The following is a 12,102-nucleotide window of genomic DNA, read 5'->3' on the forward strand; positions in this document are numbered from 1 at the left end:
GTAAGGGGCGATAGATGTGAATGCTGAGATTATTGCAGTTGGCTCAGAGCTTTTACTCGGGCAGATTGTGAATACGAATGCACGGTTTCTATCTCAGCAATTAGCTGAGCTCGGAGTGGATGTATATTTTCATACGGTGGTTGGCGACAATCCTGAGAGGCTTAAGGGAGCGATTGACATTGCCGAGAAGCGTTCGGAAATCATTATTTTTACCGGCGGACTGGGACCGACCAAGGATGATTTAACGAAGGAAACAATTGCCCGCCATATTGGTACAGACCTTGCGCATGATGAAACAGCATTAGAATCGATTGAGGATTATTTTAAACGAACTAACCGAGTAATGACGGAGAATAACAGGAAACAGGCATTGGTTTTGAAGGGATCTGAAGTTTTGCCGAATGACTTTGGCATGGCTCCGGGTATGGTGATGAAAACGGGCGGTCATATTTATATGCTCCTCCCAGGACCGCCGAAGGAAATGGAGCCGATGTTTTCCCGCTATGGCAGACAGGCGCTTGCTTTGGCAACCGGCTCGACGGAACAAATTGTTTCCCGGGTGCTGCGCTTTTTTGGGATTGGCGAAGCCGCCCTAGAAACGGAAATTATTGATTTGATTGATGCTCAAAGCAACCCGACGATTGCGCCGCTTGCCGGTGATGGGGAAGTGACGTTGCGTTTGACCGCAAAGCACGTGGATACCGCGGTCGCAGAGGCTATGCTGGATGAAGTGGAGACGAAGATTCGTACACGTGTCGGGCAGTATATTTATGGGTATGGCGATGCCTCATTGTTAGAGGAACTGACGAAGACATTAAAGGCTGGGCAATTAACCATTACGGCAGCTGAGAGTCTAACAGGCGGGCTGTTCCAGCAGGAGATTACCTCGATTTCCGGAGCAAGCTCTGTATTCAAAGGCGGCGTTGTTTGTTATGCCAATGAAATTAAGCGGGATGTTGTCGGGGTTAGGCAGGAAACGCTTGATCAGCATGGGGCTGTAAGCGAAGAGTGTGCTCGTGAACTAGCGGAAAATTCGGCTCGAATGTTTGGAACTGATATTGGAATTAGCTTTACCGGTGTGGCCGGACCAGCTGAACTCGAAGGGAAACCGGTTGGGACGGTTTATATTGGAATCGCTGCTGCTGGTAAACCGACGGTCGTTGAAAAATTAACACTTGCCGGTGGAAGGGCCGCCAACAGGGTGAGGGCTGTTAAATTTGGGTGTTATTTTCTATTAAAATTATTAAAAGCTGAACCACAGGATACCGTTTAGGTGTTTTGTGGTTTTTTTGTTTTTTAAAGGTATGGGAAGAGCGGGAATATCATGAGGACAATGTATGAGAAGGAAGAGCGGAGAATGTTCTCATAAAGGGGGCATGAGGGCAATAGATGGGAAGGAAGACTATCACTAGTGGTAAAAATAGAGCAATTATTTTACCCGTTGGATGTGAAGGAGAAGGGCAACGGTAAAAATAGAGGGGTTATTTTACCCGTTGAACGTAAATGAGACGGGCGACGGTAAAAATAGAGAGGATATTTTACCCGTTAGACGTGAAGAGGAAGGGGGACGGTAAAAATAGAGAGGATATTTTACCCGTTGGACGTGAAGGGGAAGGGGGACGGTAAAAATAGAGAGGATATTTTACCCGTTGGATGTGAAGGAGAGGGGCAACGGTAAAAATAGAGAGGATATTTTACCCGTTGGACGTGAAGGAGAAGGGCGACGGTAAAAATAGAGGGGTTATTTTACCCGTTAGATGTGAAGAAGAAGGGCAACGGTAAAAATAGAGCGATCATTTTACCCGTTGAACGTGAAGGAGAGGGGCAACGGTAAAAAATAGAAAGGTAATATTACCTAGTAAGCTGGTTGAAAGCATGCATTGGTAAAAGATAGTGATTTCTAGTCTTTTTTAGTTTTCTGACAACAAGTGAATTCCCCTTTTTTATTCAGAAACCCCTACGAAAAATACAATTCCACAAGATTTTTTGTCATTTTCCCTGCTTTAATTACTCAGAAAAAGGCAGAATAAATGTTCGTGTTTTTTCTCGACAAAAACTCAAAAAGAGGTTATATTAATAATAGGTTTCGTTTAATAGATTCCAGCAATAATATTATTTTATATATAAAAGGAGGAACTATTTGTGAGTGACCGAAAGGCCGCCTTAGAAATGGCGCTAAAACAAATAGAAAAACAATTCGGTAAAGGTTCCATCATGAAAATGGGAGAGCAGCAGGAAACAAGAATTTCAACAGTACCAAGCGGCTCCCTAGCACTGGACGTAGCACTTGGTGTTGGCGGATACCCTAGAGGACGTATAATTGAAATATATGGACCGGAAAGCTCCGGTAAAACCACAGTAGCCCTGCATGCAATTGCAGAAGTGCAGGCAAAAGGCGGACAAGCGGCGTTTATTGACGCTGAGCATGCCTTGGACCCAACTTATGCCCAAAAACTAGGCGTAAACATTGATGAACTATTATTATCCCAGCCGGACACTGGTGAACAAGCACTTGAAATCGCCGAAGCATTGGTACGAAGCGGTGCAGTTGATATCATCGTAATCGACTCAGTAGCTGCTCTAGTTCCAAAAGCTGAAATCGAAGGTGAAATGGGAGACGCCCACGTAGGTTTACAAGCCCGTTTGATGTCCCAAGCACTTCGTAAACTATCAGGTGCAATCAACAAATCAAAAACAATTGCGGTATTTATCAACCAAATTCGTGAAAAAGTCGGAGTTATGTTCGGAAATCAACTCGTAGTTGCTTAATCTATTAAAGATTAAGGAGTTTACACTGGGTTTCCCTTGCTAGTGATAGCATGCAAAATACCTTGTGAACCCGATTGCCTAGGGGTGTGATGGAAACATCGCTAACGGTGAAGCCCGCCACTAAATGGGTAATACCGTGCCGAGCCTTACATAAGTGTGAGGAAGGTGTAGAGACTACCAAAAGGGGCTATTAAGATAGCTAACTGAGTAGGGTACGGCAAAGGATAGGCTGCTGCCGGAAGTGCAAGGCTCTCTATTTTTTAAATAGAGATGAAGAGATAGTCCGTGCTATAGAAATGGTAAATCTATAGAGTGTGCCAGAGACAACTCCTGGAGGTAGGGCATTGAAGTTCTACTCGACAATCCGTCTTGAAGTCCGCCGTGCTGAAACCCTTAAGCAAGGCACTGAAATGGTCGGTAACAAGACAAAAATTAAGGTTGTTAAGAACAAAGTTGCGCCGCCATTCCGTACAGCTGAAGTCGATATTATGTATGGAGAAGGCATCTCAAAAGAAGGCGAAATCGTCGACATGGGATCGGAACTAGAAATTGTTCAAAAAAGTGGTTCCTGGTATTCCTATAGCGATCAAAGAATCGGACAGGGCCGGGAAAATGCAAAATTGTTCCTAAAGGAAAACCCTGATATCCGCCTTGATATCCAAACAAAAATCCGTGAACACTACGGGTTGGATGGTGAAAAAACTGTCACCGAAGTGGATGACGATGATCAAATTGAGCTACTAGATTAATTTTAAAGAGCAAAGCCTTTCTCTAAGGTTTTGCTCTTTTTGAAACGGAATGTATTTTTATTCAGTATTATACATGAAAAATACTTCTGTAAAAATTGCCCATGTCCCAGTCCCGTCATACTAAATTCAAAATATTTCAAAATGCCAATTGGACTAAACCTTGACAATGATTGGCACCACATTTACAATTAACATGTATATTTTACATTTTTGAAAATATTACATTGCGAAAAAGCCGTAGTGCTTGCTGTATGTTGAGTCTAAACAATGTACATGCCGACACTTAAAAAATGTAAGAAAAGTTCATAGCAAGAGGAGGTGTAACGATTGGATTTAATTACTATCATCTCCATTTTGCTTGGCCTTATCGTCGGTGCCGTTGTTGGCTATTTTATTCGTAAATCCATTGCTGAAGCAAAAATAGCAGGAGCTAAAAATGCTGCAGAGCAAATCTTAGAGGATGCAAAACGCGATGCTGAATCCTTAAAGAAGGAAGCCCTGTTAGAGGCAAAGGATGAAATTCACAAGCTTCGTACCGAAGCAGAACGTGAGGTTCGTGAACGAAGAAATGAACTGCAAAAACAAGAAAACCGTTTACTGCAAAGAGAAGAGAATTTAGACAGGAAGGATGAAACGTTAAACAAGCGTGAAGTTCTTCTAGAAAAGAAGGATGATTCTCTAAATCAAAGACAACAGCATATTGAAGAGATGGAAAGCAAAGTGGACGAGTTGGTACGTACACAACAATTAGAACTCGAACGAATTTCGGGCTTAACTCGTGAGGAAGCGAAGTCGATCATTATAGATCGGACTGAGAATGAACTCGCTTATGAAACCGCGATGATGATTAAGGAAAGCGAAAATCGTGCAAAAGAGGAAGCTGACAAGAAAGCGAAAGAAATACTTTCCTTGGCTATCCAGCGTTGCGCAGCTGACCATGTAGCGGAAACCACTGTCTCAGTCGTAAACCTTCCAAACGACGAAATGAAGGGCCGTATCATTGGACGTGAAGGACGAAACATCCGTACCCTAGAAACGTTAACAGGTATTGATTTAATCATTGATGATACTCCTGAAGCTGTCATTCTATCAGGCTTTGATCCTATTCGTCGGGAAACCGCTCGCTTGGCGCTTGAAAAGCTTGTTCAAGACGGCCGCATCCATCCAGCCCGGATTGAGGAAATGGTGGAAAAATCACGCCGTGAAGTGGATGAATATATCCGTGAGGTTGGCGAACAGACCACCTTTGAAGTCGGTGTTCATGGACTCCATCCAGACCTGATCAAAATCCTTGGCCGCCTGAAGTTCCGTACAAGCTACGGTCAAAACGTGTTAAAACACTCAATGGAAGTAGCGCAGCTTTCGGGATTATTAGCCGCAGAGCTTGGACAGGATGAAACACTCGCAAGACGGGCCGGACTTCTCCACGATATCGGGAAAGCAATTGACCATGAAGTGGAAGGAAGCCATGTCGAAATTGGTGTTGAGCTTGCGACTAAATACAAGGAACATCCAGTAGTCATCAACAGTATCGCTTCACACCACGGTGATACTGCACCAACATCGATTATTGCGGTCCTTGTTGCAGCAGCTGATGCCTTGTCAGCAGCAAGACCAGGTGCACGAAGTGAAACTCTCGAAAACTACATCCGCCGCCTTGAAAAGCTTGAGGAGATTTCCGAATCCTATGAGGGTGTTGAGAAATCCTTCGCTATCCAAGCAGGCCGTGAGGTTCGGATTATGGTCAGACCGGAAGCAATTGATGATTTGGCTGCACACCGCCTGGCACGGGATATCCGGAAGCGAATTGAGGAAGAGCTTGACTATCCAGGTCATATTAAAGTAACAGTTATCCGTGAAACTCGGGCTGTTGAATACGCGAAATAAAGCGGTGCTTTTGCATCGCTTTATTTTTTTGCATAAAAAAATATGCTAAACTTCTAAATAACACATTTTATTTACGAAAGGGCAAAAACATGAACATACTTTTTATCGGCGATGTCGTCGGTTCTCCAGGCAGGGATATGGTGAAAGAATATCTGCCAAGATTAAAAGAAAAATATCGTCCGCAAATAACGATTATTAATGGTGAAAATGCCGCAGGCGGTAAAGGAATTACGGAAAAAATTTACCGGCAATTTTTAGAGCAGGGTGCACAGGCTGTAACATTAGGCAATCATGCCTGGGATAATCGCGAAATATTTGAATTTATCGATCAAGCCAAATATTTAGTCCGCCCGGCCAATTTTCCGAAGGACACTCCTGGAAAAGGAATTATTTTTCTAAAAATAAACAGCTTTGAAGTGGCAGTCATTAATTTACAGGGAAGGACATTTATGAATCCAATTGATTGCCCGTTTCAAAAGGCCGATGAGCTCGTTGCATTGGCGCGGACACGAACACCATTCATTTTCGTTGACTTCCACGCTGAAGTGACGAGTGAAAAGCAGGCCATGGGCTGGTATTTGGACGGAAGGGTATCAGCTGTTGTAGGGACCCACACACATGTCCAAACAGCCGATAACCGCATTCTTCCAGGGGGAACAGCCTATTTAACTGATGTGGGCATGACGGGCCCGTATGACGGCATTCTTGGCGTGGAAAGGGAAGCGGTCTTGAAACGGTTTCTTACAAGTCTGCCTGTGCGATTTGAAGTCCCAACAGGCGGAAGACATCTATTAAGCGCAGTGCATATCGTTCTGGATCAAAAGACAGGCCTTGCCAAAAAAATTGAACCAATCTTAATCAATGATGACCATCCTTGGTATTCATAGGAGCAAACACTTTTGTTTGCTCTTTTTATATGCCTTATTTTTGTCCAAGCTGGAATATGTTATTTGATTCGTGAATATAGTAGCAGTGGAATGTTATACCTGATTGATTCATGAAACTGCTCATGCGGGATCGGGATTATTACAAGGGGGAGCTAGGAATGGAAATATTAAAAGTTTCAGCAAAATCTAATCCTAATTCTGTAGCTGGTGCACTTGCCGGAGTTCTGCGTGAAAGAGGTGCAGCAGAAATACAGGCAATAGGTGCGGGTGCATTAAATCAAGCCGTTAAGGCAGTAGCCATTGCAAGAGGATTTGTAGCGCCTAGCGGAGTTGACTTGATTTGTGTCCCTGCGTTTACCGATATTTTAATCGATGGGGAAGAACGCACAGCTATAAAGTTAATTGTAGAACCGCGGTAGAAAAAAGCCGTGGGTATAAAAAATTTAAAGTTTTATGTGCCTGGTTGTTTTATACAAGCAGGTATTTTTATGTTCTCGTTGTGAATGCATTGTTTGCTTACCATAATTAAAGAATACTATTCTGATATATGATAGAATATTTTGAAAATGGAATACTGGGGCATAACCGAAAAGGCAGAAGAATTGGCAAAACTGTTTAAAAATACTGTAATTGTCCCTTTATTCTTGATATTTTTAGAAGGTAAATCAAGTAATTTAAAATAATAAAAAAATATTCATATTTTAGACATTATTTCGAGCCAAAGGGTTGCATTTTTTACTTTATAGGTCTAGAATTGTAAGCGTTTAGTACATCTCCGTGACTCTAGTTTTTGGGCTTTAAAGCATTAAAAATCACAATTTCTAGTGGTTTACTCGGAAATGTGCTATAATCTACATGTTTATTTAATTATCTTTTACATATCCAAAGGGGTGTAAGTCATGATTAAGCAACTTTCATGGAAAGTTGGCGGGCAACAAGGTGAAGGTATTGAGAGTACCGGTGAAATCTTTGCAATCGCACTGAATCGCTTAGGTTATTACCTGTATGGTTATCGTCACTTTTCATCACGTATTAAGGGCGGCCATACGAATAATAAAATCAGAGTAAGCACGACAGAAGTTCGTTCTATTTCTGATGATCTTGATATCCTAGTCGCTTTTGACCAAGAAACAATTGATGTAAACTACAAAGAACTTCACAGCAAAGGACTAATCCTTGCTGATGCTAAATTTGGTCCAACTAAGCCTGAAGATACAGAAGCTTCTTTATTTGTAGTTCCATTTACGGAAATTGCAACAGAGCTTGGTACTTCATTAATGAAGAACATGGTTGCAATTGGCGCTACCGCGGCCGTTTTAGATTTGGATATCCAAGTATTTGAGGTAGTTGTACGTGAAATTTTTGGCAAAAAGGGCGACCAGGTAGTTGCAAAGAATATGGATGCCATTAAAGCTGGCTTTGACAATATGAAAGATAAGCTTGGACAAGGCGTCGAGCCAATGCATCTTGAAAAAGCTGACGGCAAACAGCGCATGTTTATGATCGGTAACGATGCGATTGCCCTAGGTGCTATTGCAGGCGGATGTCGTTTTATGGCAGCGTACCCAATTACACCAGCTTCTGAGATTATGGAATACTTAATTAAGAAGCTTCCTGCTCTTGGCGGTACTGTAATTCAAACAGAAGACGAAATTGCTGCAGCTACAATGGCGATTGGTGCTAACTATGCCGGTGTTCGTACAATTACTGCTTCTGCAGGCCCTGGTTTGTCTTTAAAAATGGAAGCAATTGGCCTTGCTGGCATGACTGAAGTCCCGTTAGTTATCGTTGATACACAGCGCGGTGGTCCTTCAACAGGATTACCAACAAAACAAGAACAATCAGACCTTATGGCCATGATTTATGGAACACATGGAGAGATTCCGAAAATCGTTATGGCTCCAAGTACAGTAGAAGAAGCTTTCTATGATACAGCAGAAGCTTTCAACCTTGCTGAAGAATATCAAGTTCCGGTAATTATTTTATCAGACTTGCAATTATCCTTAGGTAAGCAAACTGTAGAACCATTAAACGTTGATAACGTTGAAATTCGTCGTGGTAAGCTGTTAAATGGCGATCTTCCAGAGATTGATGGAAAAGGCTACTTCAAACGTTATGAGGTAACTGAAGATGGTGTTTCACCTCGTGTTATCCCTGGTATGAAAAATGGTATTCACCACGTAACAGGTGTTGAGCATGCTGAAACTGGTAAACCATCTGAATCAGCTGCAAACCGTCTAGCGCAGATGGATAAGCGTATGCGTAAATTAGATAATATTCGCTTTAATACACCTGTGTATAAAAATGCGAAGCATGAAGAAGCTGACGTTTTATTCGTTGGTTTTAACTCGACTCGCGGTGTTATTGAAGAAGCAATGGGACGTCTTGAAAATGACGGCTTAAAAGTGAACCATGCTCATATTCGCTTAATCCATCCGTTCCCGACTAATGAGGTTCTTCCGCTTATTCAATCAGCGAAGAAGGTTGTCGTGTTAGAAAATAATGCGACTGGTCAATTGGCTAATATTATCAAAATGAACGTTGGACATGCAGACAAGATTGTAAAGCATGTGAAATATGATGGTAATCCATTCTTACCTCACGAAGTTTATACAAAAGCAAAGGAGTTGTTCTAAATGGCCACTTTTAAAGACTTTAGAAATGATGTAAAACCGAACTGGTGCCCTGGCTGTGGCGACTTCTCTGTACAAGCGGCAATTCAACGTGCTGCTGCAAACGTTGGTTTAGAACCTGAAAATTTAGCGGTTATTTCTGGTATCGGCTGTTCCGGTCGTATTTCCGGTTATATCAATTCATACGGTTTCCACGGAATCCATGGCCGTTCACTGCCAATCGCTCAAGGTGTGAAAATGGCCAACCGTGATTTAACAGTTATCGCTTCCGGCGGTGACGGTGACGGCTTTGCGATTGGTATGGGTCATACTATCCATGCAATCCGTCGTAACATTGACGTTACGTATATCGTTATGGACAACCAAATTTACGGTTTAACAAAAGGTCAAACTTCTCCGCGCTCAGCTGCTGGCTTTAAAACAAAGTCAACACCAGCAGGTTCTATCGAACAAGCGATTTCCCCAATGGAAATGGCACTGACAGTGGGTGCAACTTTTGTTGCTCAAAGCTTCTCAACAGATTTGAAAGATTTAACTGCGTTAATCGAAGCTGGTATTAATCACAAGGGCTTCTCTTTAATCAACGTATTCAGCCCATGTGTAACTTATAATAAAGTTAACACTTATGACTGGTTCAAAGAAAATCTTACTAAGCTTAGCGATATCGAGGGTTATGATCCACATAACCGCGAAGCAGCGATGCAAACATTAATGAAGCATAAAGGTTTAGTAACTGGTCTTATTTATCAAAATACGGAGCAAAAATCTTACCAAGAATTAGTTCATGGGTACAAAGAAACTCCATTAACTCAAGCAGACCTTGAGCTTGATCAAAATTATTTCGATAAATTAGTTGCTGAATTCATGTAATGGTGAAGAAAATCCCGGGGGCACTCCCTCGGGATTTTTTTTATAGAGTGTGATTGTCGAAAGCAGCCTAGATTTTCTATTGTTTTCAGGTTCGTAAACCTTTATACTATTATAATGTGCAGATTAACCGTTAATTCTATGCACAGTAAAAAATTGGCATTCTTTATAATAATAGAAGTAATTTTTTAAAGAAAGGGGATTAACCCACATGAACGAAAAGCAACGATTAGAAGGTCAGCAAGTAAACGCTGCTAATTCTTCGGACAAAAAATCCGCCAAGGATTACAGCAAATACTTCGAACAAGTAATTACTGGGCCTTCCTTAAAAGATGCAAAAAAGCGTGGTAAAGAAGAAGTAAAGTACCAAAATGATTTTGCTATTCCAGAAGAATTTCGCGGAATGGGTAAAGGCCGTAAGTTTTATATTCGCACTTACGGTTGCCAAATGAACGAACACGATACAGAAGTAATGTCAGGTATCTTTTTAGCTTTAGGTTATGAGCCGACTGACCGTACTGAGGATGCCAATGTTATTCTATTGAATACTTGTGCGATTCGCGAAAATGCGGAGAATAAAGTATTCGGTGAGCTTGGCCACCTGAAAGCATTAAAAATGGAAAAGCCGGACCTGCTTCTTGGCGTCTGCGGCTGTATGTCACAGGAAGAGTCAGTCGTTAATAAAATTTTAAAAACATATCAGCAAGTTGATATGATTTTTGGTACTCATAATATTCACCGACTGCCTAATATCCTTCATGAAGCATACATGTCTAAGGAAATGGTAGTAGAAGTATGGTCCAAGGAAGGCGACGTAATTGAAAACCTTCCAAAGGAACGCCGCGGCAATATCAAGGCATGGGTAAATATTATGTACGGCTGTGACAAGTTCTGTACGTATTGTATCGTTCCATTTACACGCGGTAAAGAACGCAGCCGTCGTCCTGAAGAAATCATCCAGGAAGTGCGCCAGTTAGCAGCACAGGGCTACAAGGAAATCACCTTACTTGGTCAAAACGTGAATGCTTACGGAAAAGACTTTGAGGATTTGAAATATGGACTTGGAGATTTGATGGATGAAATCCGTAAAATTGATATTCCAAGAGTTCGTTTCACAACAAGTCACCCGCGCGACTTTGATGACCATTTAATTGAAGTCCTAGCAAAGGGCGGCAATTTAATGAATCACATTCACTTGCCAGTACAATCAGGCTCAACCGATGTACTGAAAATTATGGCTCGTAAGTACACAAGAGAACAATATTTAGAGCTAGTTAGAAAGATCAAAACCGCAATTCCGGATGTGGCATTGTCAACGGATATTATTGTCGGCTATCCAAACGAGACCGACGAACAATTTGAAGAAACAATGTCACTATACCGTGAAGTAGGTTTTGAAATTGCCTATACATTTATTTACTCTCCACGTGAAGGCACTCCAGCGGCCAAGATGGAGGATAACGTCCCAATGGAAGTAAAAAAAGAACGTTTACAGCGCTTAAACAACCTTGTAAACGAGCTTTCTGCTGAGGCTATGAAAAAATATCAGGGCCAAATTGTCGAGGTACTAGTGGATGGGGAAAGTAAAAACAATCCGGATGTCCTTGCCGGCTATACAAGCAAGAACAAATTAGTCAATTTTGTTGGTCCTAAGTCAGCGATTGGCAAAATTGTAAAAGTAAGAATTAATGAAGCAAAAACATGGTCATTAAACGGAGAAATGGTGGAAGAACTAGAACCAGCAGAGGTGAACTAAAGTGACGAAGTATACAAAAGACGATATCGTCGCTCGTGCAAAAGAATTGGCTCGCATGATTGCAGATACTCAGGAAGTGGATTTCTTTAAACGGGCAGAAGCGCAAATTCATGATAATCAAAAGGTAAAAACATTAATTGCTGATATTAAGGGATTGCAAAAGCAAGCTGTAAACCTGCAGCATTATGGCAAACCGGAAGCATTGAAAAAGGTTGAAGAAAAAATCGCTTCAATCGAACAAGAGCTGGATGACATTCCAGTTGTTCAAGATTTCAAGGAATCGCAAATCGAAGTAAATGAATTGCTTCAGTTAATTGCGACAACCATTTCAAATACTGTCACAGATGAAATCATTATTTCAACAGGCGGCGATGTGCTGCTTGGGGAAACCGGCGCCAGCATGAAAAATGGCGGGTCTTGCGCGGGACACGATGATTGCGATCACGAGCATTAAAAAATGTAAGCCAGACTTTCGGAAGTCTGGCTTATTTTTTTCCTAATATGGATTCCTCCCGCAAAAGACTACCCCCTTAAGGCACACACCTAGACATCCC

At 41.9% G+C, this 12,102-nt stretch carries 9 protein-coding genes and 1 pseudogene; all 10 read left to right on the top strand.

Annotated features, from left to right (window positions below; all coding sequences use genetic code 11):
- The first annotated feature begins 16 nt into the window (after positions 1-16).
- Positions 17-1,273: a competence/damage-inducible protein A gene (locus ACNQGS_RS21640; protein ID WP_491489151.1), complete on the top strand. Its 1,257-nt coding sequence runs from the start codon at positions 17-19 to the stop codon at positions 1,271-1,273.
- Positions 1,274-2,142: 869 nt separating this feature from the next.
- Positions 2,143-2,751: pseudogene (gene recA / locus ACNQGS_RS21645) on the top strand (recombinase RecA); the annotation flags it as partial.
- Positions 2,752-3,083: 332 nt separating this feature from the next.
- The gene (locus ACNQGS_RS21650; RefSeq protein WP_491489152.1) at positions 3,084-3,518 is read left to right on the top strand and encodes a recombinase RecA family protein; all 435 of its coding nucleotides are present in this window, start codon (positions 3,084-3,086) and stop codon (positions 3,516-3,518) included.
- Between the two features lie 327 nt (positions 3,519-3,845).
- Complete coding sequence (rny, locus tag ACNQGS_RS21655; protein WP_213140735.1) at positions 3,846-5,405, top strand: ribonuclease Y; 1,560 nt, start codon at positions 3,846-3,848, stop codon at positions 5,403-5,405.
- A gap of 89 nt (positions 5,406-5,494) precedes the next feature.
- Entirely contained in the window at positions 5,495-6,292 is a 798-nt protein-coding gene (locus ACNQGS_RS21660) for a TIGR00282 family metallophosphoesterase (RefSeq protein ID WP_491489153.1), read from the top strand.
- 158 nt (positions 6,293-6,450) lie between these two features.
- The gene (spoVS, locus tag ACNQGS_RS21665; protein ID WP_038541258.1) at positions 6,451-6,711 is read left to right on the top strand and encodes a stage V sporulation protein SpoVS; all 261 of its coding nucleotides are present in this window, start codon (positions 6,451-6,453) and stop codon (positions 6,709-6,711) included.
- Between the two features lie 480 nt (positions 6,712-7,191).
- Positions 7,192-8,928, top strand: coding sequence for a 2-oxoacid:acceptor oxidoreductase subunit alpha (locus ACNQGS_RS21670; RefSeq protein ID WP_491489154.1), 1,737 nt, complete (start codon positions 7,192-7,194; stop codon positions 8,926-8,928).
- Positions 8,929-9,795 (top strand): 2-oxoacid:ferredoxin oxidoreductase subunit beta, encoded by an 867-nt coding sequence (locus tag ACNQGS_RS21675; RefSeq protein WP_213140732.1) that lies wholly within the window; start codon positions 8,929-8,931, stop codon positions 9,793-9,795.
- Between the two features lie 208 nt (positions 9,796-10,003).
- Positions 10,004-11,548 (top strand): tRNA (N6-isopentenyl adenosine(37)-C2)-methylthiotransferase MiaB, encoded by a 1,545-nt coding sequence (miaB, locus tag ACNQGS_RS21680; protein WP_464493612.1) that lies wholly within the window; start codon positions 10,004-10,006, stop codon positions 11,546-11,548.
- A 1-nt stretch (position 11,549) separates the two neighbouring features.
- A complete protein-coding gene (locus ACNQGS_RS21685; protein WP_491489155.1) occupies positions 11,550-12,002 on the top strand; it encodes a YlbF/YmcA family competence regulator in 453 nt (150 codons plus the stop codon).
- The last annotated feature ends 100 nt before the right edge of the window (positions 12,003-12,102 follow it).

Source organism: Neobacillus sp. PVCKKU3, from assembly GCF_058323225.1.